The following is a 25,014-nucleotide window of genomic DNA, read 5'->3' on the forward strand; positions in this document are numbered from 1 at the left end:
CCGCAGCCAAGGAGTCCGCCATGAACAACCCTCAGCCCGCCAGGACCGGCCCGCACACCGTCAGCGACGTGATGACCCACACCGTGGTGGCCGTCGGCCGGGACGCGCCGTTCAAGGAGATCGTCCAGACCCTGGAGCAGTGGAAGGTCAGCGCGCTGCCCGTGCTGGAGGGCGAGGGGCGGGTGGTCGGTGTCGTGTCCGAGGCCGATCTGCTGCCCAAGGAGGAGTTCCGCGACAGCGACCCGTCCCGCTTCGAGCAGCGCGGCCGGCTGGCGGATCTGGCCAAGGCCGGTGCGCTGACGGCCGGGGAGCTGATGAGCAGCCCCGCGGTCTGCGTGCACCCCGAGTCCACGCTTGCGCAGGCCGCCCGGATCATGGCGGTACGGAAGGTCAAGCGGCTGCCGGTCGTCGACGCGCACGACCTGCTGCAGGGCGTGGTCAGCCGCAGCGACCTGCTGAAGGTCTTCCTGCGGCCGGACGAGGACATCGCCGCGGAGGTCCGGCAGGAGGTCGTGGCGCGGCTGTTGCCCGCACACGCGCAGGAGGTGACCGTCACCGTCGACGAAGGCGTGGTCACCCTTGGCGGCCCCATCCGTGACACCTCGCTCATTCCGGTCGCCGCCCGGCTCACCCGCGCCGTCGAAGGCGTCGTGGACATCCGCTACGAGCTCGCCCGGCGCGACCCGGGGCCGCATGTACCGCCTGCGTCGGCCGCGGAGGCGTGATGCGCTATCTCGACGAGTACCGCGATCCGGCCCTGGCCCGCAGCCTCGTGGCGGAGCTGGGCCGGACCGCCACCCGCCCATGGCGGATCATGGAGGTCTGCGGCGGCCAGACCCATACGCTGGTCCGCCAGGGGATCGACGAGCTGCTGCCGGCCGGAATCCGGATGATCCACGGCCCCGGCTGCCCGGTGTGCGTGACCCCGCTGGAGACCCTGGACCGGGCCATGGCCATCGCCGCCCGGCCGGGCGTCACCTTCACCAGCTTCGGGGACATGCTGCGCGTCCCCGGTTCGCACACGGACCTGCTGTCCGAGCGGGCCCGGGGCGCGGACGTACGGGTCGTCTACTCGCCGATGGAGGCCGTACGCATCGCCGAGACCGCCCCCGACCGCCAGGTCGTCTTCCTGGCCGTCGGGTTCGAGACCACGGCGCCCGCCAACGCCATGGCGGTCCTGCACGCCGCCCGCCTGGGCCTGGCCAACTTCTCGATGCTGGTCAGCCATGTCCTCGTACCGCCCGCGATGACCGCCCTCCTGGAGGACCCGGACTGCGAGGTGCAGGCGTTCCTCGCGGCCGGGCACGTGTGCGCGGTCATGGGATGGCGGCAGTACGAGCCGATCGCCGCCGGCTACTGCGTCCCGATCGTGGTCACCGGATTCGAGCCGCTGGATCTGCTCGAAGGCATCCTGATGGCTACCGCGCAGCTCGAATCCGGGGAGGCGCGGGTGGAGAATCAGTATGTGCGGGCTGTGCGCCGCGGCGGCAACGGCACTGCACAGGACGTCGTCGCGCGGGTCTTCCGGGTCACCGACCGGGCCTGGCGGGGCATCGGCCCACTGCCCGCGAGCGGTCTCGAACTCGCCGAGGAATTCACCGGATTCGACGCCGCCAGGCGCTTCGACGTGGCCGATGTCCGCTCGGCCGAGCACCCCGAGTGCATCGCGGGCGCGATCCTCACCGGCGCCCGGCTGCCCACCGACTGCCCCGCCTACGGCACCCGCTGCACGCCCCGTACCCCGCTCGGCGCCCCCATGGTCTCCGCCGAGGGCACCTGTGCCGCCTTCCACGCCGCAGGCCGTACGGCATCCACCCCCAGCGTCCGGAGCGCGCCATGACCCTTGACTGCCCCGTCCCGCACCACGAGGACGAACGCGTCCTGCTCGGCCACGGTGCGGGCGGCCGGCTCACCGGCGAGCTGCTCTCCCGCCTCGTCCTGCCCTGCCTCGGCGGGCCGCCCGGCCCGCTGGAGGACGCCGCCGTACTGCCGGGCGCCGACCACCTGGCGCTGAGCACCGACGGCTTCGTCGTCAGCCCGCTGTTCTTCCCCGGCGGCGACATCGGCTCCCTCGCCGTCCACGGCACCGTCAACGACCTGGCCATGCGGGGCGCCGAACCCCTTGCCCTGGCCGTGTCCCTCATCGCCGAGGAGGGCCTGGCGATGGCCGAACTCCGCTCCGTCATGGACTCGTTGGGCAAGGCGGCAGCCGACGTGGGTGTCCCGGTCGTCACGGGGGACACCAAGGTCGTCGGGCGCGGCGCCGCCGACCGCCTGTTCCTCACCACGACCGGCGTCGGCCGCCGCATCGAGGGCCTGTGCCCGTCCGCGGCGCTGGCCCGTCCCCGCGACGCGATCCTGCTCTCCGGTCCCATCGGCCTGCACGGCACCGCCGTGCTCAGTACGCGCGAAGGCCTGGGCTTCGAGGCCGACATCGCCTCCGACTCCCGGCCCCTGCACCGGCTCGTACGGGCCCTGGCCCCCTTCGGCCCGGACATCCACACCCTGCGCGACCCCACCCGTGGCGGTCTGGCCGCGACCCTCAACGAGATCGCCGAGGCATCCGCCCTCGGCAGCGAGATCGCCGAGGCGGCCCTCCCCGTCCCCGCTGCGGTCTCGGCCGCCTGCGACCTGCTCGGCCTGGACCCCCTGCACGTCGCCAACGAGGGCTGCCTGGTGGCGTACGTGCCCCAGGAGCGTGCCGATGCGGTGCTCGCCGCGATGCGTGCCGTGCCCGAGGGAGCGGCGGCCGTCCGCATCGGGGAGGCGGTGTCGGGCCACCCCGGACGGGTGACACTGCGTACCCTCGTCGGCTCTCAGCGAGTGATCGACATGCCGATCGGCGAGCAACTTCCGCGCATCTGCTGAGAGGCGCGGGAATGGGCAAGAGGCGGCGGTCGAAAGGCGCCACGGAGAACGGCATACAGACGGGACGGGGAACAGCCAAGCGCCCCGCGCGTCTGCCGCGCGATCTTTACGAGCGCGAACTGCTTTCTCTGCAGGGCGAATTGGTGAAGCTTCAGGAGTGGGTGCGACTCGACGGCGCCAGGCTCGTGGTTGTTTTCGAGGGCCGCGATGCCGCCGGAAAGGGAGGTGTCATCAAGCGGGTCACGGAATACCTCAGCCCGCGCATCGCCCGGATCGCGGCGCTGCCCGCTCCTACCGAGCGCCAGCGCACCCAGTGGTATTTCCAGCGGTATGTCGAGCAGCTTCCGGCTGCCGGTGAGATCGTGCTCTTCGACCGGAGCTGGTACAACCGCGCCGGTGTCGAGCACGTCATGGGGTACTGCACCAAGGGCGAGTACACGCGCTTCCTGCACCAGTGCCCCATTTTCGAGCGGATGCTGGTGGAGGACGGTATTCTGTTGCGCAAATACTGGTTCTCGGTCAGCGACGCGGAACAGGAGCGCCGCTTCCGCAGCAGACTCCATGACCCGATGCGCCGGTGGAAGCTCTCTTCGATGGACCTGGCGTCCATCACCCGCTGGGAGGCGTACTCCCGTGCCAAGGACGAGATGTTCGTACACACCGATATCCACGAGGCGCCCTGGTTCGTCGTCGACAGTGACGACAAGCGACGGGCCCGCCTCAACATGATCGCCCATCTCCTGTCCACGGTGCCGTACCACGATGTACGCCCTGCCACGCTGCACCTGCCGCCGCGCCCGCCGTCCCAGGGCTACGAACGGCCGCCACGGGATCTGCAGACCTACGTCCCCGACCACAGTGCTTCGCTGAGCCGGAGCCCTCGGTGAAATCCCTTTCCAGGTCCTGCCGTTCGCCCCCTGGGCTCCGCTGCCGGCACTCCGCGTCCATGGTCGCTGGGCTGCTTCCGGGCCGCCCTGGTCCAGCCGGAAGGGCGGGTAGGAGTCGGTCAGCAGGGCCACGTACGCGGCTACCCGCAGGGCCCAGCGGTTGAGGCCGACGAAGAGGTCGAACAGGCCCTTGGAGTATCGGCCGGTGAGCAGCAGCGCGGCGGCGAACAGCACCAGGAGACCGATCAGCCCGCCCCAGTGCCACAGCCCGGATGTGAAGGTCCCGACGACGGCATAGTGCGGCAGCGCCAGCAGCCACCACTTCACCAACACCAGCCCACGCGCATGCTGTTGGGGGTATCGGACGTCGAAGTGCGCCGGGTAGTCCGGTATGTCGGCCAGGGTGAACGGCGGGTAGCGGTCGGTGCCGAGCGCGTTGTAGGAGTAGTACGACGCGCGCCATGTCCAGCGCAGCACCCCCACATTGAAGTCGAACAGCGCTCGCGGATAGCGGGCGGTGATCAGGACCGCGAAGAACGCCACCACGCTCACGGTGATGAAGGCGATCCACAAGAAGGCCAGCGCGATCCAGTGCGGGATGGTCAGCAGCCACTTCACCAGCCACAGCCAGCGGGACAGGCGTGTATCGAGGGTCGCTTCCACACGGACAGGAACAGCGGCCGCACTGCTGCGGCCCGAGGTGTTCCCCTTCTCGTGCACATGGGTTCTCCCCTCAACGAGCGCCTCGTCGGCCGGTGCGCCGGCGTCGGATGTGGGGGTAGCGAACTCTGCTCGCAGCGGCTCGTCTTGGGGCCGATGGCCCCCTCGACAGGCCCGCACGGCACCTGTACGGGGTGGGGATCCGCCGCAAGGGTGAGGGGCCACTCGGCCCTTTCCCGATGCCGGGAACAGGGGAAGGGTGAAGACACGCACGGCGCACGGCAGCGTGCCGGATTCACAGCGGGAACGGGACGGAGCATCGCGCGATGACTGCACCAACACCGAAGACCGGGGCCCCGATCCGGGTCTTTCTCCTGGACGACCACGAGGTGGTGCGCAGGGGGCTGCGCGATCTGCTCGACGCAGAGCCCGACATCGAGGTGGTCGGCGAGGCGGCGGACAGCAGGAGCGCGATGGCCCGCGCGCCGGCCGTCCGCCCCCAGGTGGCCGTGCTCGACGTCCGGCTCGGTTCGGAGACCGAGGGCGGCGATCACGAGGGCATCCAGGTGTGCAGGGATCTGAAGGCGCAGTTGCCGGGGTTGGCGTGCTTGATGCTGACCTCGTTCGATGACGACGAGGCGCTCTTCGACGCCATCATGGCGGGGGCGGCGGGCTATGTCCTCAAACAGATCAAGGGATCCGATCTCATCTCGGCGGTACGGACCGTAGCCGCAGGGAAGTCGATGCTGGACCCCGGGGCGACCACCCGGGTGATGGCCCGGGTGCGGGGCCAAGAGGAGGCCGGGCCGCCGGAGTTGGAGCGGTTGTCCCCGCGCGAGCGGGAGATCCTGGAGCTGATCGGGGAGGGACTGACCAACCGGCAGATCGCCGAGCGGCTCTATCTGGCGGAGAAGACCGTCAAGAACCGCATCTCGGCGATCCTGTCCAAGCTCGGTGTCGGGCGGCGTATCCAGGCCGCGGTGCTGGCGGAGCGGATTCGTGAACGCGAGGAGGGGCGGGGCGGCGGCCAGAGTGTTTCCGGTGCCGCCGACCGTGAGCGCGGGAGCGGCACCGGGAAAGGGTGACGAGCGCTCTCAGTCGCGTTGCACCTGGATCGTCCGGGTTCAGGCCGGGTCCGGCTCCAGGCCGGGCGACACCGCCTGGGACGTACGCAGCGTTCCACTGGGGCGTGCCGAGCGGGGAGAGCAGCACGGCCTCGTGGGGGCCACTGGCCCTCCCCGCTCCTGGGCGGAGTGCGAGCGTGCTGCCCGCGGGTCAGTCCCGCGGCAGCGGTACCCGCCACACGAGCCGCGTCCCGGCACCATCAGGACAAGTCAATTTGAGCTCTCCACCCAGGAGTTCGGCGCGTGTTCGCATGTTGGCGATGCCGCCGTCGCGGGCGCTGCCGCCCATGCCGACGCCGTCGTCGGTGACGGTGAGGACGATCTCGTCGGCGACCGTCAGGGAGACGCCTGCGTGCCGGGCGTGCGCGTGCCGGGCGGTGTTGCTGAGGGCTTCGGCGAGCACGGCCAGGAGGTGGTTGGCGGTCTCCTGGGGGATATCGGTGTCGACGGGACCGTCCATCCGCAGAGAGGGTGCGAAGCCCAGCGGTTCGGTGGCTGCCGTGACGGTGTCGACGATGCGGCGGCGCAGACCGGACGCCGCGCGCGGAGAGCCGTCGGTGCGCAGGGCGAAGATCGTGGAGCGGATGATCTTGATGGTTTCGTCGAGGTCGTCCACTGCCCGCCCGACGCGGTCGGCGGCTTCGGGACGGTCGATCAAGCGGCCCGTGCTCTGCAGGGTCATGCCGGTGGCGAAGAGCCGCTGGATGGCCAGGTCGTGCAGATCGCGGGCGATGCGGTCGCGGTCCTGGAGCAGGGCGATCTGCTCGGCCTCCTGACGATGACGGCCGAGTTCGAGGGCGAGGGCGGCCTGGGCGGCGAACCCGGCAAGCAGTTCCACCTCGCTGTCGTCGAACGGCGGCCGGCCGGCCAGGCGGCTCAGCCGCAGTGCACCCGAGGCGTCCTCCCCGACCAGCAGGGGGACGGCGACTGCCGGGCCGTGCCCGGAGCTGAAATGGGGCAGCGCGTGAGCACGGGGATCGCTGCGGATGTCCGCCGTGACGACCGCCTCGCCGGTGCGGGCCGCCAGCCCGGCCAGGGAGCCCTGGGCGGGGATGGCCCGGCCTCTCAGCTGCTCGGCGTCCTGGCCGTGGGCAACCTTCACGGCGAGCTCATCGGTGCTGTGTACGGGCAGCAGCACTGCCGCCGAGTCCGCGTGGGCCACCTCCAGGGCACGCCGGGCGATCAGGCTCAGCGCCTCGGCCACGCTCGTACCGGTGAGCAGACTGCGGGTGATCTCACCGAGCGCTTCCAAGCGCTGCTCGCGACGCAGGCTCTCGTGGTAGAGGCGGGCGTTGTCGATGGCGACCCCGGCCGCGACCGCGAGGGTGGTCAGCACCGCTTCGTCGTCAGCGTCGAACGGCGCGCCGCCGCGCTTCTCTGTGAGGTAGAGGTTGCCGAAGACTTCCTCGCGTACCCGGATGGGGACGCCGAGGAAGGTGCGCATCGGCGGGTGGTGCTCGGGAAAGCCGTAGCTGTTGGGGTGCTGGGTGAGGTCGGGGAGCCGCAGCGGCTCGGGGTGGCGGATCAGCTCACCGAGGATGCCGTGCCCGGACGGCAACGGGCCGATCTGTGCGATGAGTTCGTCCGTGAGGCCGATCGGGAGGAAGTCCGTCAGGTACTGCCCTTCACCGACGACACCGAGCGCTCCGTACTCGGCATCGGTCAGGACCACTGCGGCCTGGACGATGTCCCGCAGCACGTGCGAGAGGTCCAGTTCCCGGCCGACGCTCAGTACGGCCTCCAGCAGGTTGTGCATCCGGCTTTGAGTGGCCCGGGCGGCGTCAAGCCGGGTCTGGAGCTCGGCCAGGAGCTCGTCCAGGCGGAGTTGAGGCAGGGCCGAGGGGCGTTTCGGCCGGTCGTCGCCGGCTGCGTCCGACATGGTGCGCACCCCCCACATCCGAACAGTCTTGCGCAGCAGACTAGTCGGGTGCGGTGGGGAACGGACGCCGTCGTGCGCTTGTGGCCGGTTTAGGTACGTGCCCTCCGGGTGGGTCTTTCACCGCGCTCTCCGCAGCGGCCCTGGGCGGCAGGAGAGAGGCGGTTCGGCACCCGTTGAGGGCCATTCGGCCCCACGCCGCCGCGGCCCGGCCACCGCACGCTGGAACCAGACCTCGGCGAAGGGCCGGGGCGGTGACGCGTGGTGGGAGGCATCGATGTCCGAGCCACCCCGGATCGCTGTGATCGGTGTGGGCAACGCCTTCCGCCGGGACGACGGCATCGGGCCGGCCGTGGTCGAGCGGCTGCGCGAGCGGGCGCTGCTGCGGCCGCTGCCTCCGTCGGTCCGGCTCGCGGACTGTGACGGGGACCCGGGACGGCTCATCTCCCTGTGGGAGGGGGCCGAGCTGGCCGTGGTGGTCGACGCGGCGCACGCCCACCCAGGCCACCCCGGCCGTATCCACCGACTCGACCACTGTGGCTCGTACGCACAGCCGTCCGCGGCCAGTTCGCACGGCCTCGGGCTCGGTGAAGCCATCGAACTCGGCGACGCGCTGGGCCGGTTGCCCGGCCGGTTGCTCGTCCTGGCCGTCGAGGGAGCGGACAGCTCACTCGGCACCGGACTGTCACCGGCCGTGGCCCAAGCGGTGGCGCCCCTGGTGGAGGCGGTGGAGGCCGAGATCGTCCGCCATCGTCACGCCGCCGCGCGCGGGACGGGCGCCTCGCACGACCAGTGCGGCTCCAGTGGCCCCGCCCGCCGTCCAGGCGGGTGACGGCCGTGCCCGCGCGGCGGCAGGCGCACCGTATCGAGGTGTACGGCACCGTACAGGGGGTGGGCTTCCGCCCCTTCGTGCACCGGCTCGCGCAGGACTTGGGCCTGGACGGCTGGGTACGCAACGTCGACGGCCATGTCGTGGTCGACGCCGCAGGTGATGCGGACGCTCTGACCCACTTCGCTGTCCGACTGCACGACCAAGCACCGCCTATGGCCTCCGTGCGCCGCGTCCAGGTCGCCGAGACAGGGGCTGAAGTCCCGCCGCCGGGTAGCGGTTTCCACGTCCGCCGCAGTCTGGCGGCGCACCGGCACGACACGCCACGGGAGATTCCCCCGGACACCGCGATCTGTGATGCGTGCCTGGCCGAGCTGTTCGACCCGCGGGCCCGGCGCTTCCGCTACCCGTTCATCACCTGCACGGACTGTGGACCACGCGCCACGGTGATCGAGGACCTGCCGTACGACCGGTCGCGGACCACGATGCGCCACTTCCCGCTGTGCCGGGCGTGCGCCGCCGAGTACCGCGATCCCCGCGACCGGCGCTTCCACGCCGAGCCGCTGGCCTGCCCCCGGTGCGGGCCCAGGCTGTCCTGGTACCCGCAGATCGCAGGCCGGGCCGCGAACGGCGCCGCCGTATCCGGCCCTGCCGCACTCCGGGCAGCCGAGGACCTGATTGCAGGTGGCGGAATTCTTGCTCTCAAGGGCCTCGGTGGCTACCAACTCCTGTGCGATGCGCGGCAGTCGGCTGCCGTACTCGCCCTGCGGCAGCGCAAGCACCGACCGCACAAGCCGCTCGCCGTGATGGTGACCGGCCTCGACGAGGCCCGTCGCCTGGCCGTCCCGAGCCGCACCGAGTCCCGTCTCCTCACGTCCCCGGCCCGCCCCGTCGTGCTGCTCGCCGCACGCCCTGACAGCCGCGTATGCGCCTCGGACGTCCATCCCGGCACCGCGCGCATCGGTCTCTTCCTGCCCACCACCGGCCTTCACCACCTCCTGCTGCGCGATCTGGACCGCCCCCTGGTGGTCACCAGCGGCAACCGCTCCGAAGAGCCCATCGCCATCGACGACTTCGACGCGCGGGAGCGGCTGGCCGAGGTGGCCGACGGCTTCCTGTCCCACGACCGGGAGATCCACTCCCGTTACGACGACTCCGTCGTGCAGGCCGTACGCGGCCGGGTGCTCACCGTGCGCAGGGCCCGCGGCTACGCCCCCGCGCCGCTGCCCCTGCCCATGCGTACGCCCGTCCCCCTGGTCGCCGCCGGCGCGCAGTCCAAGCACACGCTCACCCTGGCAACGGGCCGCTTCGCGGTGCTCGGCGCGCATACCGGCGACCTCGCCGACGCCCGCACCCTGGAGGCCTTCGAGCGCGCCTACGCCGACCTGGTCCGGCTCACCGGCATCGCACCGCAGGCCGTCGCACACGATCTGCACCCCGGCTATCTCTCCACCCAATGGGCAGCCGGCTTCCCGGCCGAACAGCGCATCCCCGTCCAGCACCACCACGCGCACATCGCCGCCTGCGCCGCCGAACACGGCCTGCGCGGCCCCTTCCTGGGCGTCGCCTACGACGGACTGGGCATGGGCGACGACGGCACGCTGTGGGGCGGCGAGATCCTGGTCGCCGACTACACCGGCTACCGTAGGGTCGGTCGCTTCGCCACAGCCCCGCTGCCCGGCGGCGAGGCCGCGGTCCGCCGGCCCGAGCGCATGGCCCTCGGATACCTGCACGGCCTGGAAATCCTCGGAGTGCCGCCCCCGCCACCCGAACTGGCCCGGCAGCTCACCGACCGTCTGCCGGCACGGGACGTCGCGGTCGTACGGGCCATGATCCGCCGCCGGCTCAACTGCCCACGTGCCTCCAGCGCCGGGCGCCTCTTCGACGCCGTCGCCGCGCTGCTGGGCCTGGCCGGCGAGATCTCCTACGAAGGCCAGGCCGCCATCGCGCTGGAGAGCGCCGCGGGGCACGCGCGCCAACGGGCCCTGCCCTGGCGGCTGGTGCGCAGCGAGGGCCTGTGGGTGTACGACCCGGCCCCCACCCTCACCGCGCTCCTGGAAGGCCTCGGACACCGCACCCCGGTGCCGCACCTGGCAGCCGCCTTCCACACCACGGTCGCCGAGGTCACGGCCGCCCTGGTCGAGCGGGCCATCGCCGACGGCGCACCGCGCACCGTGTGCCTGGGCGGCGGCTGTTTCGCCAACCGCCGCCTGCTCACCGACGTCCAACGGCTGCTGCGCGCCCAGGGGCTGCGCGTACTGGTGGGCAGCGCGGTGCCGGTCGGCGACGGCGGCATCAGTTACGGGCAGGCGGCCGTCGCCGCCGCCCGCCTGAAGAGAGGCTGAGCGCGATGTGCCTGGGAATACCCGGCCGGGTACTGCAGATCTACGACAGCGCCGGACTGCCGATGGCCACCGTCGACTTCGGCGGGGTGCGCCGCGAGGCCTGCCTGGCCTATACGCCGCAGGCCGGCACCGGCGACTACGTCGTGGTGCACGTCGGCTTTGCCATCACCACCGTCGACGAGGCCGAGGCCGCCCGCACGCTCGACGTACTGCGGGCCATGGCGGACGCCGTGGCAGGTGAGCTGGGCGAGCCGCTGCCCGCCGCGCCCCCGGCCGAGGAGGAAGGATGACCACGACCACCCACCAGCGGGAGCGCCGCACACGGCCGTTCCCGCGCACGTACCCGTACGTCCCCGCGCCGGTTGGCGCCGACGTCTTCCGGCCGCTGGGGTTGCTGCAGTGCCAGGCTCTGCTCATCGGCGTGGAGGGCGTGGTGACCGACACCGCACGGCTGCATGCCCTCGCCTGGCAGCGCGCCGTCGACGCATTCCTGCGGCACACCGAGTACCTGCCGCGGCAGGCCGTGCGGCCGTTCGACCCCGACGCCGACTTCCGCCGTTGCTTCCAGGGCCGCACGCGCCAGGACGGCGTCCGCGCCTTCCTCGCCTCCCGCGGCATCCCCGTACCCGATGTCACCGGCGAGCGGGGCGACGACCCGGTCCGGGCGCTGGCCGCCCACGAGGACCGGCTCTTCGCCGCGTACGTCGAGCGCCAGGGAGCGGCCGTATGGCCCGACAGCCTGCGGCTGGTGGGGGCACTGCGCCGGCACGCCGTGCCGGTCGCCGCGGTCTCCGCCTCCCACCGGGCCCGCGATCTGCTGGACGCCGCCGGTGTGACGCACCGCTTCGACGCCGTCGTGGACGGCCGCGAATGCGTACGCACGGGGGTCGTGGGGAGCCCGGATCCGGCCCTGCTGCTGATGGCCGCGCGGCTGCTTCGGGCCCGGCCCGCGCGCACCGCGGTCGTGGTGGCGGCACCCGCGTGGATGACGGCGGCGCGCCGCGGCGGCTTCGGGCCGGCGATCGGCCTGGACCGCCAGGGCCGCGCCGAGCACGCGGTCGAGTTGTACGAGCGCGGCGCGGCGCATGTGGTGCGCGGGCTCACGGAACTGCTGCCCCCGCCGTGAGGGCACCTCCCGTGCCGGTACCCGGGCCGAGTGGCCCACGGAACGGCCCGTACGGCACATGGGACGCCCGGTCCGCGAGGCGGAGGCTGGCAACAGCAGCGTCAGCAGAAGGAGCTGAGATGACGACCGGCAAGCGGCCAGGAGACGACATACACGCCCTGCTGTCCGACGGCACCACGGTCCGCATCCGGTCCGCCCGGCCCGGCGACCGGGAGCGGATACTGCGGCTGTTCACCGACATGTCGCCGGAGAACCTGCGGCTGCGGTTCTTCACGGTGGGGTCGCGCTCCGCCGAACAGGCCGCGGCGCGGATGTGCGCCGCCGCCGGCCCGGACGCGCGGGCGCTGCTGGCGCTGGTGGGTGACGAGGTGGTCGGGACGGCGGAGTTCCAGCGCTCGCCCGCCGAGCCCACCACGGCGGACATCGGACTGGCGGTCGCCGACGCCTGGCACCACCACGGCATCGGCACCCTGCTCCTGGAACACCTGGCCCACGCCGCCCGGTCCGTCGGCATCCGCTCCTTGACCGCCGACGCCCTCTCCGAGAACCACCTGATGCTCAGGGTGATTGCCGACCTCGGGCTGCGCACCAGCCGCCGCTTCGAGGGCTCCGAGGCGCACTGCACCATCGAACTCGACGCGGACGAGCTCTACTTGAGCGCCGTCGACGCCCGGGGCCGTACCGCCGACGTCGCCAGCCTGGTCCCGCTGCTGCGGCCGCAGTCGGTCGCGGTGATCGGTGCGGGGCGGTCGCCCGGATCGGTCGGCCGCGCCGTACTGCGCAACATCTGCGAACACGGCTTCACCGGCCCGCTGTTCGCGGTGAACCCGCACGCCGACACCATCGCGGGCATCCCCTGCCGCCCGTCCGTCGAGGACCTGCCGCTCGTCCCGGACCTGGCCGTGCTCGCCGTCCCCGCCCACGCGGTACCGGAGACTGCCGAGAGCTGCGGCAAGCACGGCGTACGGGCACTGCTCACCCTCACCTCCGGGCTCGACGAGGACGGGGCCGCCGGGCTGCTGGCGGCCTGCCGCCGCCACGGCATGCGGCTGGTGGGCCCCAACTGCCTGGGCCTGGCCACCACCGAAGACGGCGTGCGGCTGAATGCCACCTTCGCCGCCGCCGCGCCCCGGCCGGGGACCGCAGGGGTGGCCGTGCAGTCCGGGGGAGTGGGCATCGCGCTGCTGGGCGCGCTGGACCGGCTGGGCATCGGCGTCTCCAGCTTCGTCTCGCTCGGCGACAAGTACGACGTCAGCGGCAACGACCTGCTCCAGTGGTGGGAGTGCGACCGGCGCACCGATCTGGCGCTGCTGCACCTGGAGTCCTTCGGCAACCCGCGCGCCTTCTCCCGTACGGCCCGCCGGGTGGCCCGCACCATGCCCGTACTGACCGTGGACGCGGGCCGCTCGGAGGCAGGACGGCGCGCGGCGGCCTCGCACACCGCGGCCATCGCCACCCCCACCATGACCCGCCGCGCCCTGTTCACCCAGGCCGGCGTCATCGCCACCGACAGCATCGGCGACCTGGTCGCCACCGCGGCCCTCCTGCACTCCCAGCCGCTGCCCGCGGGCCCGCGTATCGCCGTGGTCAGCAACGCGGGCGGCGCCGCCGTCCTCGCCGCCGACGCCTGCGCGGAGGCCGGGCTGAGCGTGCCCGAACTGCCGGTACCGCTCATCGATCAGCTGCTCGCGGCGCTGCCCCCGGGGGCGTGCGCCGTCAATCCCGTGGACACCACCGCCGCCGTGACCGAAGCCCAACTGGACGCCTGTCTGGACGCGTTGACCGGGCACGGCGCCGTGGACGCCGTACTGGTGGTGCTGGTGCCCACCGCCCTCGCCGCGGCGACCGGGGACGAACCGGCCCGTTCCCTCGTCCCCCCGGCCGGGCCCAGGCTCCGCCCGGTCGTCGCGGCCCTGCTCGACCAGGACGTGCCCGTGCGGCTGCTTCACGGGCACGACGGCGCCCAAGGCGGAACGGCGGCCGTCCCGTCGTACGCCGAGCCGTCGACCGCCGCACGGGCACTGGCCCACGCCGTCTCCTACGCCCACTGGCGCGACCAACCCCGGGGATCGGTACCCGAGTTGGACCGCGTGGACAGCGCCGCGGCCACCGCGCTCGTCGAGGACTACCTGCGCGCCCACCCCGCCGGCGGCTGGGCCGACCCGCGGCTGTGCGGTGCGCTGCTGGACGCCTACGGCATCCGCCAGCAGCCCTGGGCGTGGGTCACCAGCGAGGACCAGGCGGTGGCCGCGGCCGAGCGCCTCGGCGGCGGCCACACGGCCCTGAAGGCATACTGGCCGGGCCTGCTGCACAAGAGCGACGTGGGCGCACTCCGCCTGGACCTCCAGGGCTGTGAGCAGATCCGCGCGGCCTACCGCGAACTCCTCGGCGCCTTCGGCGAGGTGATGACGGGCGCCGTCCTGCAGCCCATGGCGGGCCGCGGTGTCGAACTGGTCGCAGGCGTCGTCCAGGACCAGGTCTTCGGACCGCTGGTCCTCTTCGGGCTCGGCGGTACGGCCACCGAAGTCCTCGCCGACCACGCCGCCCGCCTGGCCCCGCTCACCGATCACGACGTGCACGCCCTGATCACCGCGCCCCGTTGCGCGCCGCTGCTGTTCGGCTACCGAGGAGGCGGCGCGGTCGACCTGGAAGGGCTGGAGCAGCTGTTGCTGCGGCTGTCGAAGATGGCCTGCGACCTGCCCCAGCTCGCCGAGGCCGACCTCAACCCCGTCCTGGCCCGCCCGGACGGCATCTCCCCGCTGGACGTACGCATCCGGCTGCTGCCCCGCACCGCCCGCGACCCCTACCTGCGGCGGCTGCGCGCACGCTGACCAGCCGACGGTGACACCGCCGCCCCTCCCGGACACGGAGGAAGGAGCCCACGATGGCACCCGCACAGCACACCGGCTCGCCACCCCACGGCCGGGTGCTCGTCGGCTTCGACGGTTCGGACCCCGCCGTACGGGCCCTGGACCGCGCCGCCGACGAGGCCCGCAGCCGCAACACCGCGCTGGAGATCCTGTGCGGCTGGCCCTGGGGCAAGCACCCGCTTCCCGACTTCGGCGTGCCGGACAAGGACGGAAAGCTCCTGTACGCCAGCGCCCGCCGCCTGGTGGACGCCGCCGCCGAACGGGCCCGCGCCCGTGTCCCGGACCTGACCGTCATCCCCTCCCTGACCACAGAGTCCGCCGCCCACGCCCTGCTGCGCTGCGGCCGTACCGCCTCGCTCACCGTCGTCGGCACCCGTGGCCACGGCGGCTTCGCCGGACTGCTCCTGGGCTCGGTCAGCCTGCGGATGGCGGCGCACTGCACCACCCCGCTCATGGTGGTCCGAGGCGGATCCACGCCTGAAGAGAGCCGGGGTACCGTCCTTCTCGGTGTCAAGACGGACAGGGATACGGCGGCCGTGCGCTTCGGGTACGAGGAGGCGGCACGCCGCGGCGCCGGGTTACGGGTGCTGCACGCCTGGCAGTACCCCGCAGCACCGCTGGCACCGCACGGTGAACAACCCCGGCCCTCCCGGCTGTCCTGGGACGAGGTGGAGGTGCTGCGTAAGTCGGCCGAGACCATCCCGCGGTTCGCGGTCGGGGCGCTCGGTCAGGAGTTCCCCCAGGTCGACGTCCAGGCCGAGGCCGTCTGGCAGAACAGCGGGCACGCGCTGGTCGAGGCGAGCGAACACGCCGACGTGATCATCCTGGCCGTACACCGCCGGCCGCGCCGCTTCGGCCTCCAGGTGGGCCCGGTCACCCACGCGGTGCTCCACCACGCGCACTGTCCTGTGGTCCTGGTCCCCGTCGACTGACCCACCCCACTGGAAAGACCGGAACCGGAAAGAGAGGGAAACGAGATGAAGCACCGGCTGATCGGCCAGGTCATGAACCGTGAGGTGATCAGGACCGGCCCTGACGCCTCCTACAAGGAGGTCGCCCGGCTCCTGGGACGGCACGCCATCAGCGGTGTGCCCGTGGTGGACGAGGACGACAAGGTGCTGGGGGTGCTCTCCGAGACGGACCTGATGTTCCATCAGGCCGCCCAGTCCGACCGGCCGCGCCCCTGGTACGCCCGGATACCGCTCACCAGGCACGGGCGCACCGCACAGGCCAAGGAACACGGCCGGACTGCGCGGGCTTTGATGTCCGCGCCCGCCGTGACCGTCGGCCCGCGCCAGAGCGTCGTCGAAGCGGCCCGGACCATGGCCGACCACCATGTCGAACGACTGCCCGTCGTCGACGAAGAGGGCCGTCTGATGGGCATCGTCACCCGCAGCGACCTCCTCTCCGTCTTCCGCCGCTCCGACGAGCACATACGCGACGAGATCATCGACGCGGTGCTCGTCCAAACGCTGTGGCTGGCCCCCAACACCATCGACGTCGAGGTCCGCGACGGGGTCGTCACTCTCAGCGGCACCCTCCAGCGACGCAGTGAGACGGGTATAGCGGTCCGGCTCGCGGGCCGTATCGACGGTGTCGTGAGCGTGTTGGACCACCTGGGCTACCAGGAGGACGACTCCCATCTGCGGCCCACCGAGCAGGCCCTGCACGGTGTTACGGAGGAGTGGCTGCGCAAGCTCTGACCACTGGCCGGAGCACCGGCACAGCGCTGGTTTCACATCGACACGGTGAGGTGAATTCTCATGAAGACAGCGTGCATTCTGGTCGCCTACGGGTCCCGGAACCAGTCGACGGCAGGAATCGCCGACGAGATCGCGACGACCCTCTGCAAGGAGGGCCACGACGCCACGTCCCGGTCCGCCGCGGACGTGAAAGACCTGGCCGCGTACGACGCGGTGATCCTGGGGGGCGCCCTGTACGCCGGCCGCTGGCACCGCGACGCCCGCCGCTTCGTCCGCAGGCTGTCCGGTGAACTGTGCGACCGCCAGGTGTGGTTCTTCAGCAGCGGCCCACTCGACGCGAAGGCCGCCGAGAAGCAGATCCCGCCCGTCGGCGGCGTACGGCGCGCCATGTCGCGCGTGGGTGCGCGCGGCCACATCACCTTCGGCGGCCGCCTCACTGCGGAAGCGAAAGGCTGGCTCGCCCGGTCGATGGTCAAGCGCGGAGCGGCCGGCGACTGGCGGGACTTCGAGCAGATCCGCGGCTGGGCCCACGGCATCGCCACGGACCTGCACGAAGACCGGCCCTGACCACAGGGGCACTACGCGCCCCCGAAGAGCGTGGGCCGTTGGGCCCTCAGTCGTGCGGAACGACCGCGACCGGGCACAGGGCGTGGTGGATGACCGCGTGGGCGACCGGGCCGATGTGCGTGCCGAGGGCCGAGCGGCGGTTGCGGCGGCCGATGACCATCAGCCCCGCACGGGACGCGGACGCCACCAGTTGGTGGGCGGCCCGTCCGGTGACCACCTGCTCGCTCACCTCCTGCTCGGGGAACTTCTCCCGCCAGGACGCCAGCACCGCCGTGACCGCCCGCCGCGCCTTCGCCTCGTGCGCGGCGTCGATGCCCTGTTCGTAACCAGCCGCCGGGAAGTCTTCGTACGAAGCGGGCGGACTCCATGCGTGGACGCACCGCAGCGGCGCCCCGCGCCGGGCAGCGGCGTCGAAGGCGAAATCGATGAGGGCCTCGCACGAGGAGCTCGGGTCCAGGCCCACCACCACCTCGCGGTACGCGGTGTCCGTGGACGGATTTCCGCCGGCATCCGGCAGGTGCTCGTCCTCGGCCCGCTGACCGGACCGTACGAGCACCACCGGCCGCCGCGCGTGCGCGATGGTCGCCAGCGCCACCGAACCGACCAGGAACCCGGCGACCGCGCCGAGCCCGCGCGAGCCCAGCACCAGCAGTCCGGCTTCCTCGGCGGCGGCCGGCAGCGCGGTGACCGGGGCGGCCGGTATCTGCTCCGAGGCGATGCGCAACGCCGGGTAGCGGAGGGTGAGTTGCTCCTCTGCTTCGCGCAGCGTGCGCAGTGCCCAGCGTCGCGGGACGGCGAGTTCGGGCAGGTCCGATTCCCCGTCCGTGGCCGCCAGCCCCTCCCCGGCGTGCACCAGCCGCAGTGCCACACCCCGGCGCAGCGCCTCCCGGGCCGCCCACGACGCGGCCGCCAGGCTCTCGGGCGATCCGTCCAGTCCGACGGCGATCGGTCCGGGCACGGTGAACACCTCCGTCAGTCTCGGATGCGGCGCGAAGTACGGCCGGACCGGGGAACCGCGCGGCCAGGATCGGACGCGAGCGCTGCCCGCGCCGCCTCCAGGCGGGCGCCGGGGACCCGGAACGGCGAGCAGGAGACGTAGTCGAGGCCGGCTGTGTGGAAGAAGTGGATGGAGTCCGGGTCGCCCCCGTGTTCGCCGCAGATGCCCACTTTCAGGTCGGGCCTGGTAGCCCGGCCTTCTTCGACGGCGATACGGATCAGCCGCCCGACGCCTTCTTGGTCGAGGGTCTCGAAGGGGGACTGCGTGAGGATGCCCTGGTCCAGGTAGGCGGGGAAGAAGGACGCCTCGGCGTCGTCCCGGGAGAAGCCCCAGGTGGTCTGGGTCAGATCGTTGGTCCCGAAGGAGAAGAAGTCGGCGCTGCGGGCGATGTCCCCGGCGGTCAGTGCCGCCCGGGGCAGCTCGATCATGGTGCCGACCGGGCAACTGGCCATCACGCCGGAGGTTTCGAAGATCTTGGAGAGGACTTCTTCCACTTGGTCGCGGATGACTCCCAGCTCCTGGTACGTGGAGACCAGGGGGACCATGATTTCGGCGCGCGGATCCCCTCCCGCTTGCAGGCGAGCCACCACCGCCTCGGCGATGGCGCGTACCTGCATCGCTACGAGTCCGGGCACCACCAGTCCCAGACGCACCCCGCGCAGCCCGAGCATCGGATTCTCCTCCCGCACCCGCTCCACCGCCGCCAGGAGTTCCACGTCGTGGGCCTTCGGCGTCCGTCCTGCGGTCCGCGCGGTGGCGACCTCGACGGCCAGGTCCGTGCGGTCCGGCAGGAATTCGTGCAGCGGCGGGTCGAGGAGCCGGATGGTGACGGGCAGGCCGTCCATCGCGGCCAGGATCTCGGTGAAGTCCTGGCGCTGGAGTGGCAGAAGCGCGTCCAGGGCCTGCTGCCGTGCGCTGTCCGTGCGGGCGAGAATCATCTCCTCCACGAGGTGCCGCCGGGTTCCGAGGAACATGTGCTCGGTACGGCACAGGCCGATGCCCTGGGCTCCGAGGCTGCGTGCGCGTACGGCGTCCTCGGGGGTGTCCGCGTTGGCCCGTACCTCCAATGTCCTTACCGCATCCGCCTGTCGCAGGAAGCGGGCCACCGCGTCGACCAGCACACCCTCCCGCTCCCCGGTCTCGAAGTAGCGCATCACCGGTGAGGCGACCAGCGGCAGCGCCCCCAGATGCACGGTGCCGACCGAGCCGTCGACGGACACCACCGCTCCTTCGCCGACCTCCTGCCCGTCCTGGGTGGTGAACCGGCGCCGCACGGGATCGATGTCGAGCCCCTCGGTGCCGCACACGCACACCTTTCCCATCCCACGGGCGACCACGGCGGCATGGCTGGTCTTGCCGCCGCGGCTGGTCAGCACCGCCTCCGCAGCGATCATCCCCGGCAGGTCCTCAGGGGTGGTCTCCTGCCGCACCAGGACGACCTTCGCCCCGGCCTCGGCGCGGCGGACCGCTTCGGCGCTGTCGAAGACCACGGCGCCGACGGCCGCTCCCGGTGAGGCGGGGATGCCGTGGGCCAGCGGCCGGGCGGGGCCGCAGTCGTCGAAGCGGGGGAACATCAGTCCGGCCAGCGCTTCGCCTCCGGCCCGCGCCAGCGCCTCGTCCCAGCCGATCAGCCCCTCGTCCACCAGCTGCGTGGCGATCCGGAACGCCGCCTGGGGTGTCCGCTTGCCCACCCGCGTCTGCAGGATCCACAGTCGGCCGCGCTCGATGGTGAACTCCACATCGCACAGATCCCGGTAGTGCCGCTCCAACTGCCCCAGGTGTTCCATGAGCTGCCGGTACGAGGCGGAGTCCAGGTGCTCCAGTTCCTGGAGGGAAACCGCATTGCGGATGCCCGCGACGATGTCCTCGCCCTGCGCATCGGAGAGGTAGTCGCCGTAGACGCCCGCGCGGCCGGTCGCCGGGTCGCGGGTGAAGGCGACGCCGGTGCCGGAGTCGGGCCCGAGGTTTCCGTAGACCATGGTCTGGATGTTCACGGCGGTGCCCAGGTCGTCCGGGATGTGCTCGCGCCGTCGGAAGACACGGGCCCGCTCGCCGTTCCACGAACGGAAGACGGCCAGGACCGCGCGCTCCAACTGCTCGTAGGGATCCTGCGGGAATTCCGTCCCCGTCGCCGCGCGGACGATCTCCTTGAAGGCCGCGACGAGGTGGACGAGGTCGCGGGCCTCAAGGGCGAGGTCGTCCGTCGCACCGCGCTCGCGCTTGAGGCGGGACAGCGCTCCCTCGAACCGTGCGGCGTCCACGCCCAGTACCGTGCTGCCGTACATCTGGATCAGCCGGCGGTAGGAGTCCCAGGCGAACCGCTCCCGGCCGGAGTGCTTCGAAAGCCCGCGCACGGTCTGGTCGTTGAGGCCGATGTCCAAAATGGTGTCCATCATCCCCGGCATCGAGAACCGGGCCCCGGAGCGCACCGACAGCAGCAGCGGGTCGTCCGCCTGCCCCAGCCGGCGGCCGGCCGCCCGCTCCAGCCGTGCCAGGTGCAGCACCACTTGGCGGCCTGCCGCCTCGGGCAGTTCACCCTCGCGCAGGAAGTCCCGGCAGGCTTCGGTGGTGAGGGTGAAGCCGGGCGGTACGGGCAGCCCCAGCCGGGTCATCTCGGCCAGGCCCGCACCCTTGCCGCCGAGCAGGCCGGCCATCTCGCGGGAGCCCTCGGTGAAGTCGTACACGTACCTGGTCATCACTCCGGCCTTCTCTCCATCGGGCGATGTCAGTGACGGTGGGGTCCAGGCGTTCCGGTCCCTTCGGGTGCCTGTGCGTCCGGGGCCGTGGCTGTCAGATCGAACGCGCGCGCCTCGCCGGGCGGGATCTCCACGGTGCGCCGTCCGAACGCTGCCCGGATCGGGCGCTGCTCGGACGCGGGTACGGAGATCCGAAGCCGCCCGGCGTCGATGCGCACGCCCACGTCCCAGTGGCCGCGGTAGCGCAGCTGGTAGCCGAACTCGGAGAGCTCCGGCAGCGGAGCGGGGGCGAACCGCAGCGCGTCCTTGCGGGTCTCCAGGCCCGTCAGGCCGCGCTGTACGAGATCCAGGGTCCCCGCCATGGCGCCGAGGTGGATGCCCTCGGCCGTGGTGCCGCCCTGGAGGTCGGCGACATCGCCGGTGAGCGCCTCCAGGCAGTACTTCCAGGCGCCGCCGCGCCGGGCGCGGGCCAGTACCCAGCCGTGCACCAGGCCGCTGAGGGTCGAGCCGTGGCTGGTGCGCCGCAGGTAGTAATCGACGGTCCTGCGCCACAGCTCGTCATCCATCGCATAGCCCAACTGCCGGAATATCTCAGTAAGTTCGGCGGGTGAGAACAGGTATCCGAGCATCAGGGCGTCGGCCTGCTTGGAGACCTGGTAGCGGTTGGGTGTGTCGCCCTCGCCCTCCAGGATGCGGTCGAGGCGCCGGATGTCGCCGTAGCGTGCGCGATAGCCCGCCCAGTCCAGCTCCGCCAACTGCTCGTACCCCTCGAACTGGCTGACCACGCCGCTGTGGAAGGGCACCCGGAGCCGATGGGAGACCTCCTCCCAGAGTCCGAGCTCGTCGTCCCCCAGCCCGATCTGTTCGAAGAGGTCCTCCCGGCGGGGAACGGGCAGGCCGCGGGCGAGATCGAGGGCACGGCTCAGTACCCAGGCCGCGGTGACGTTCGTGTACGCGTTGTCGTCCAGGCCCGGCCGGTCCGCGTCCGGATACGCGTCGTGGTACTCGTCCGGTCCCACCACTCCCCGGATGCGGAAGCGGCCGGTGGCGGGGTCGTGTACGGCGGCGTCGGCCCAGAAGCGGGCGATCTGGAGCAGCATCTCCGCGCCCTTGGTGTGCAGATACTCCGTGTCGCCGCTCGCCTCACAGTACCGCCACACGTTGTAGGCCACGGCCGACCCCACGTGGTACTGGAGCCGGGAGTGATCGGGCAGCCAGCGCCCCGAGCGCGGGTTCAGGTGCAGCGTCTGGGTCTCCTCCCTGCCGTCGCTCCCGCTCTGCCAGGGGTACATCGCACCCGCCCGGCCGGCGTCCTGGGCGTTACGGCAGGCCTGCGGCAGCCGCCGGTGGCGGTAGTCCAGCAGGGCGCGGGACACTTCAGGGAAGTGGAGGTTGAGGTAGGGCAGAACGAACAGTTCGTCCCAGAAGATGTGGCCGCGGTACGCCTCGCCGTGCAGCCCTCGGGCAGGAACTCCCACGTCCAGTCCGGCGGTGTGCGGGGAGAGCGTCTGCAGCAGATGGAAGGTGTGCAGCCGCAGAATTCGCCCGGCCTCGCCCGGCACGTCCAACTCGGCCCGCTTCCACAGTCGTTTCCAGGCGGCGCGATGGGTGGCGAGCAGCTCCTCGTACGCCGGAGCCCGCGTCACCCGGTCGATGGCCGCCAGCAAAGGGTCGCTGATCGCCGGGTCGCGGGAGGTGTGCAGCGCCACCGTCTTCTCCACCACGACGGGCACGCCGTCCACGACCGGGACCGTCAGCCGGTGCGCCGCACGGTCGGGCCGCAGCACGGTGCGTCGGTCCACGGGGCCGCCCGCGGTGATGTGCGTACGGGCCGCGAGCGCGATGCGCAGGTCGGAGACGGAGGTGCGGCAGCGCAGCCAGAGCGTGCCGGGGTCGAGGGTTCCCGAGTGCATCCTGGTCAGATGATGGTGGGCCAGGTCGCGGTAGCGGGCCACTCCGGTGTTGGAGACCGCGGCGTCCAGGGCGGAGTCGATCTCCAGTGGGCCGGACCAGCCCTGCGCCGTGAACTCGGTCTGCAGCGCGGCCAGATGGGGATCGCCCATGTGCACCAAGCGGCGCTGCTCCACCCGCAGCGTGCCGCCCCCAGTCATGCGGAAGCACAGGCTCCGCACGAACGTGCCCCCGCGCACGTCCAGCACCTGGCGGTACTTTGTGAGGGAGTCGTCGTCGGGGGTGAACCACGGGGCGGGAGGGCCGCTGCGCACCCTGCCGTGCTCCGTGCCGGGACGGAAGCGCAGCGGCAGCCAGTTCGGCAGGTTGACCAGGTCCTCGTTCTCCACCTGGCGCCCGGCCACGTCCGACAGCAGCCGGTTGTAGCAGCCCGCGGCATAGGTGCCCGGGTAGTGCACCGGTCCCGCGGTGGCCTCGGGGGCCGCGCCCCGAGTGGCGAAGTAGCCGTTCCCCAGGGTGCACAGCGCCTCCCGCAGCCGCTCCTGGCGCGGGTCGTACCCTTCGTACTCCCATGTCCAGCCGGGCATGCGCTCAGCCCTCCCGGCCGCCGGGACCGGACCCGCTCACCAGCTCGGCGAGGTCGCCCACGACCACATCGGCGCCGTGCTCGCGCAGATCCGCCGCACTGCGCGCGGTGCCGGTCCGGTCGACCCCCACCACCAGAGCGAAGCCGCCGCGCCGCCCCGCCTCGACACCCGCCAGCGCGTCCTCAACCACCGCGGTGGTGCGCACCGCGGCGCCCAGGCGCCGGGCGGCCTCCAGGAACAGCGCCGGATCGGGCTTGCCCGGCAGCCCGGACCTGGCCGCCTCCCGCCCGTCCACGACCAGCCGGAACATCTCCAACACCCCTGCCCCGGCCAGCAGTTCGCAGGCGTGCCGGGACGCGGAGACCGCGGCGCAGGGGACCTTCGCCCCGCGCAGCGCGCGCAACAGCCGGACCGTCCCCGGCCAGGCGTCGATGCCCGCCTCCCGCAGCCGCGCCACGAACCGCTGTTCCTTGTCCGCGGCCACCGCCCGGACGGACCCGGTTCCCGGCGGATCGCCGGCCGCACCCACGGGCAGCCGCAGCTCACGGGAGGCGAGAAACGCCGCGGCACCGTCCAGCCGCGACTTCCCGTCCACATAGCGCCGGTAGTCCTCCCGCTCGTCGAACGGCCGGCGCCGGTCCGGATCGGGCGGCGGGTGCTCGCGCAGACACGCGTCGAAGGCCTCCTTCCACGCGGCCGCGTGCACCCGGGCCGAGTCGACGATCACTCCGTCGGTGTCGAACACCACGGCCCCTACGTCCCGCAGACATGGCGCGAGTGCTTCGTGCACCCCGCTGCCCTGCTCGTTCACCGATGAGCCGTCCATTCCTGTTCCTCCCTCGCGCCAGAAAGGCTCATCGCCGCTCGGTGACGTACTCGGTCAGATCGAGCAGCCGGTTGCTGTAGCCCCACTCGTTGTCGTACCAGCCGAAGACCTTCACCAGATCGCCGTGCGCCAGCGTCAGCCCCGCATCCAGTACGCACGACGCCGGATCGCCGATCACATCGCGTGAAACGATCGGCGCACGACTGACCCGCAGCACGTCCCGCAGCGGTCCCTTGGCCGCCTGCTCGAACGCCGCGTTGATCTCCTGTGCACCGGCCTCGCGGTCGAGCACGACGCTCAGATCGGTGAGCGATCCGTCCTCCACCGGCACCCGCACTGCCAGTCCGTCCAACGCGCCGTCCAGGTCCGGGAGTACGAGCCCGACCGCACGCGCTGCCCCGGTGCTCGTCGGGATGATGCTGAGCGCGGCGGACCGGGCCCGCCGCAGGTCCTTGTGCGGGCCGTCCAGCAGCGCCTGGTCGTTGGTGTAGCCGTGGACGGTCGTCATCAGCCCCTCGCGCACCCCGAAGGCGTCGTGCAGGACCTTGACCATCGGCACCACGCAGTTGGTGGTGCACGAGGCGCAGGAGACCACATGGTGACGGGCCGGGTCGTAGGCGCCCTCGTTGACCCCCATGACCACGGTGACATCGGCGTCCTTGCCCGGCGCGGAGACGAGCACCTTCGCCGCCCCCGCCTTCAGGTGCAGCGCGGCCCCCTCCCGCGCCCGGAACCGCCCGGTGGACTCGATCACGACGTCCACACCGAGCTCACCCCAGGCCAGCGCGGCGGGATCGGGCCGGGCGGAGACGGCGATACGGCGCCCGGCGACGCTGATCGCGCCCTCGTCGTACGCGACGTGGTGTCCGAGCCTGCCATACGTCGAGTCGTACTCCAGCAGGTGCGCCAACACCCCGGTCGGCGCAACGTCGTTGACCGCCACCACATCGATCCGGGTACCCGCCGCCCTGTCCGCCCGGTCCAGGACCGCGCGCAGATAGTTGCGCCCGATCCGCCCGAACCCATTGATGCCCACACGTACGGTCATTCCGGCCTGCCTCCCTCACGGCGTCCGCCATCCGTGCCGCACCGACGGCGGTATGCGCCACTCTCTCCTGCGCGGGCGCCGCGGACAGGGGGCC

The 25,014-nt window shown here is 72.2% G+C and carries 19 protein-coding genes and 1 pseudogene; 13 read left to right on the top strand and 7 right to left on the bottom strand.

Annotation, left to right across the window (positions count from 1 at the left end):
* The first annotated feature begins 20 nt into the window (after nucleotides 1-20).
* Genes AC4IJH_RS01065 through ppk2 form a run of 4 tightly spaced genes read left to right on the top strand, consistent with a single transcriptional unit; the run spans nucleotide 21 to nucleotide 3,755 of the window.
* Nucleotides 21-725 carry a CBS domain-containing protein gene (locus AC4IJH_RS01065; protein ID WP_490849503.1) on the top strand — a complete coding sequence of 235 codons (705 nt, stop codon included), beginning with the start codon at nucleotides 21-23 and terminating at the stop codon, nucleotides 723-725.
* On the top strand, nucleotides 725-1,840 hold the full coding sequence (hypD, locus tag AC4IJH_RS01070) for a hydrogenase formation protein HypD (protein ID WP_490849504.1): 1,116 nt from the start codon (nucleotides 725-727) through the stop codon (nucleotides 1,838-1,840). Before AC4IJH_RS01065 ends, hypD begins: the two co-directional genes overlap by 1 nt.
* A complete protein-coding gene (hypE, locus tag AC4IJH_RS01075) occupies nucleotides 1,837-2,868 on the top strand; it encodes a hydrogenase expression/formation protein HypE (protein ID WP_490849505.1) in 1,032 nt (343 codons plus the stop codon). Before hypD ends, hypE begins: the two co-directional genes overlap by 4 nt.
* A gap of 11 nt (nucleotides 2,869-2,879) precedes the next feature.
* Nucleotides 2,880-3,755, top strand: a complete 876-nt coding sequence (gene ppk2, locus AC4IJH_RS01080; protein WP_490849702.1) for a polyphosphate kinase 2 — start codon at nucleotides 2,880-2,882, stop codon at nucleotides 3,753-3,755.
* A gap of 60 nt (nucleotides 3,756-3,815) precedes the next feature.
* On the opposite strand, the pseudogene AC4IJH_RS01085 reads toward ppk2, so the two are convergent.
* Nucleotides 3,816-4,418, bottom strand: a pseudogene (locus AC4IJH_RS01085) (DUF4389 domain-containing protein); the annotation flags it as partial.
* A gap of 323 nt (nucleotides 4,419-4,741) precedes the next feature.
* Between AC4IJH_RS01085 and AC4IJH_RS01090 the strand changes: the two are divergent.
* A complete protein-coding gene (locus AC4IJH_RS01090; RefSeq protein WP_490849506.1) occupies nucleotides 4,742-5,500 on the top strand; it encodes a response regulator in 759 nt (252 codons plus the stop codon).
* Nucleotides 5,501-5,690: 190 nt separating this feature from the next.
* Here AC4IJH_RS01090 and AC4IJH_RS01095 read toward each other — a convergent pair whose 3' ends face one another.
* Nucleotides 5,691-7,418 carry a GAF domain-containing sensor histidine kinase gene (locus AC4IJH_RS01095; RefSeq protein ID WP_490849507.1) on the bottom strand — a complete coding sequence of 576 codons (1,728 nt, stop codon included), beginning with the start codon at nucleotides 7,416-7,418 and terminating at the stop codon, nucleotides 5,691-5,693.
* 274 nt (nucleotides 7,419-7,692) lie between these two features.
* Here AC4IJH_RS01095 and AC4IJH_RS01100 point away from each other — a divergent pair, with 274 nt between their 5' ends.
* From AC4IJH_RS01100 to AC4IJH_RS01135, 8 genes are all read left to right on the top strand, one after another.
* Nucleotides 7,693-8,247: a hydrogenase maturation protease gene (locus AC4IJH_RS01100; protein WP_490849508.1), complete on the top strand. Its 555-nt coding sequence runs from the start codon at nucleotides 7,693-7,695 to the stop codon at nucleotides 8,245-8,247.
* 5 nt (nucleotides 8,248-8,252) lie between these two features.
* Nucleotides 8,253-10,589, top strand: coding sequence for a carbamoyltransferase HypF (hypF, locus tag AC4IJH_RS01105; protein WP_490849509.1), 2,337 nt, complete (start codon nucleotides 8,253-8,255; stop codon nucleotides 10,587-10,589).
* A gap of 5 nt (nucleotides 10,590-10,594) precedes the next feature.
* The gene (locus AC4IJH_RS01110; RefSeq protein ID WP_490849510.1) at nucleotides 10,595-10,879 is read left to right on the top strand and encodes a HypC/HybG/HupF family hydrogenase formation chaperone; all 285 of its coding nucleotides are present in this window, start codon (nucleotides 10,595-10,597) and stop codon (nucleotides 10,877-10,879) included.
* Nucleotides 10,876-11,715, top strand: a complete 840-nt coding sequence (locus AC4IJH_RS01115; RefSeq protein WP_490849511.1) for an HAD family hydrolase — start codon at nucleotides 10,876-10,878, stop codon at nucleotides 11,713-11,715. Before AC4IJH_RS01110 ends, AC4IJH_RS01115 begins: the two co-directional genes overlap by 4 nt.
* 119 nt (nucleotides 11,716-11,834) lie before the next feature.
* Nucleotides 11,835-14,546, top strand: coding sequence for a bifunctional acetate--CoA ligase family protein/GNAT family N-acetyltransferase (locus tag AC4IJH_RS01120; protein ID WP_490849512.1), 2,712 nt, complete (start codon nucleotides 11,835-11,837; stop codon nucleotides 14,544-14,546).
* A gap of 53 nt (nucleotides 14,547-14,599) precedes the next feature.
* The gene (locus tag AC4IJH_RS01125) at nucleotides 14,600-15,517 is read left to right on the top strand and encodes a universal stress protein (RefSeq protein WP_490849513.1); all 918 of its coding nucleotides are present in this window, start codon (nucleotides 14,600-14,602) and stop codon (nucleotides 15,515-15,517) included.
* 45 nt (nucleotides 15,518-15,562) lie between these two features.
* Nucleotides 15,563-16,288 (top strand): CBS domain-containing protein, encoded by a 726-nt coding sequence (locus AC4IJH_RS01130; protein WP_490849514.1) that lies wholly within the window; start codon nucleotides 15,563-15,565, stop codon nucleotides 16,286-16,288.
* 60 nt (nucleotides 16,289-16,348) lie between these two features.
* A complete protein-coding gene (locus AC4IJH_RS01135) occupies nucleotides 16,349-16,855 on the top strand; it encodes a flavodoxin domain-containing protein (RefSeq protein ID WP_490849515.1) in 507 nt (168 codons plus the stop codon).
* A 46-nt stretch (nucleotides 16,856-16,901) separates the two neighbouring features.
* Here AC4IJH_RS01135 and AC4IJH_RS01140 read toward each other — a convergent pair whose 3' ends face one another.
* Genes AC4IJH_RS01140 through gap form a run of 5 tightly spaced genes read right to left on the bottom strand, consistent with a single transcriptional unit; the run spans nucleotide 16,902 to nucleotide 24,920 of the window.
* Complete coding sequence (locus tag AC4IJH_RS01140) at nucleotides 16,902-17,813, bottom strand: universal stress protein (protein WP_490849516.1); 912 nt, start codon at nucleotides 17,811-17,813, stop codon at nucleotides 16,902-16,904.
* 14 nt (nucleotides 17,814-17,827) lie between these two features.
* Nucleotides 17,828-20,548 carry a pyruvate, phosphate dikinase gene (ppdK, locus tag AC4IJH_RS01145; protein ID WP_490849517.1) on the bottom strand — a complete coding sequence of 907 codons (2,721 nt, stop codon included), beginning with the start codon at nucleotides 20,546-20,548 and terminating at the stop codon, nucleotides 17,828-17,830.
* A 29-nt stretch (nucleotides 20,549-20,577) separates the two neighbouring features.
* Nucleotides 20,578-23,046, bottom strand: coding sequence for a glycoside hydrolase family 65 protein (locus AC4IJH_RS01150; RefSeq protein WP_490849518.1), 2,469 nt, complete (start codon nucleotides 23,044-23,046; stop codon nucleotides 20,578-20,580).
* 4 nt (nucleotides 23,047-23,050) lie between these two features.
* Nucleotides 23,051-23,872 (bottom strand): HAD family hydrolase, encoded by an 822-nt coding sequence (locus tag AC4IJH_RS01155; RefSeq protein WP_490849519.1) that lies wholly within the window; start codon nucleotides 23,870-23,872, stop codon nucleotides 23,051-23,053.
* A 28-nt stretch (nucleotides 23,873-23,900) separates the two neighbouring features.
* A complete protein-coding gene (gene gap, locus AC4IJH_RS01160) occupies nucleotides 23,901-24,920 on the bottom strand; it encodes a type I glyceraldehyde-3-phosphate dehydrogenase (protein WP_490849520.1) in 1,020 nt (339 codons plus the stop codon).
* Nucleotides 24,921-25,014 lie beyond the last annotated feature (94 nt).

Source organism: Streptomyces sp. UF-297, assembly GCF_058245575.1.

Bases quoted from the DNA above. Each gene is read 5' to 3' on its own strand.
- AC4IJH_RS01115 (WP_490849511.1), top strand. From the start codon at position 10,876: ATGACCACGACCACCCACCAGCGGGAGCGCCGCACACGGCCGTTCCCG.
- hypD (WP_490849504.1), top strand. From the start codon at position 725: ATGCGCTATCTCGACGAGTACCGCGATCCGGCCCTGGCCCGCAGCCTC.
- AC4IJH_RS01130 (WP_490849514.1), top strand. From the start codon at position 15,563: ATGAAGCACCGGCTGATCGGCCAGGTCATGAACCGTGAGGTGATCAGG.
- AC4IJH_RS01095 (WP_490849507.1), bottom strand. From the start codon at position 7,418: ATGTCGGACGCAGCCGGCGACGACCGGCCGAAACGCCCCTCGGCCCTG.
- AC4IJH_RS01090 (WP_490849506.1), top strand. From the start codon at position 4,742: ATGACTGCACCAACACCGAAGACCGGGGCCCCGATCCGGGTCTTTCTC.
- gap (WP_490849520.1), bottom strand. From the start codon at position 24,920: ATGACCGTACGTGTGGGCATCAATGGGTTCGGGCGGATCGGGCGCAAC.
- AC4IJH_RS01065 (WP_490849503.1), top strand. From the start codon at position 21: ATGAACAACCCTCAGCCCGCCAGGACCGGCCCGCACACCGTCAGCGAC.
- AC4IJH_RS01120 (WP_490849512.1), top strand. From the start codon at position 11,835: ATGACGACCGGCAAGCGGCCAGGAGACGACATACACGCCCTGCTGTCC.
- ppk2 (WP_490849702.1), top strand. From the start codon at position 2,880: ATGGGCAAGAGGCGGCGGTCGAAAGGCGCCACGGAGAACGGCATACAG.
- hypE (WP_490849505.1), top strand. From the start codon at position 1,837: ATGACCCTTGACTGCCCCGTCCCGCACCACGAGGACGAACGCGTCCTG.
- AC4IJH_RS01155 (WP_490849519.1), bottom strand. From the start codon at position 23,872: ATGGACGGCTCATCGGTGAACGAGCAGGGCAGCGGGGTGCACGAAGCA.
- ppdK (WP_490849517.1), bottom strand. From the start codon at position 20,548: ATGACCAGGTACGTGTACGACTTCACCGAGGGCTCCCGCGAGATGGCC.
- AC4IJH_RS01110 (WP_490849510.1), top strand. From the start codon at position 10,595: ATGTGCCTGGGAATACCCGGCCGGGTACTGCAGATCTACGACAGCGCC.
- AC4IJH_RS01100 (WP_490849508.1), top strand. From the start codon at position 7,693: ATGTCCGAGCCACCCCGGATCGCTGTGATCGGTGTGGGCAACGCCTTC.
- AC4IJH_RS01125 (WP_490849513.1), top strand. From the start codon at position 14,600: ATGGCACCCGCACAGCACACCGGCTCGCCACCCCACGGCCGGGTGCTC.
- AC4IJH_RS01135 (WP_490849515.1), top strand. From the start codon at position 16,349: ATGAAGACAGCGTGCATTCTGGTCGCCTACGGGTCCCGGAACCAGTCG.
- AC4IJH_RS01150 (WP_490849518.1), bottom strand. From the start codon at position 23,046: ATGCCCGGCTGGACATGGGAGTACGAAGGGTACGACCCGCGCCAGGAG.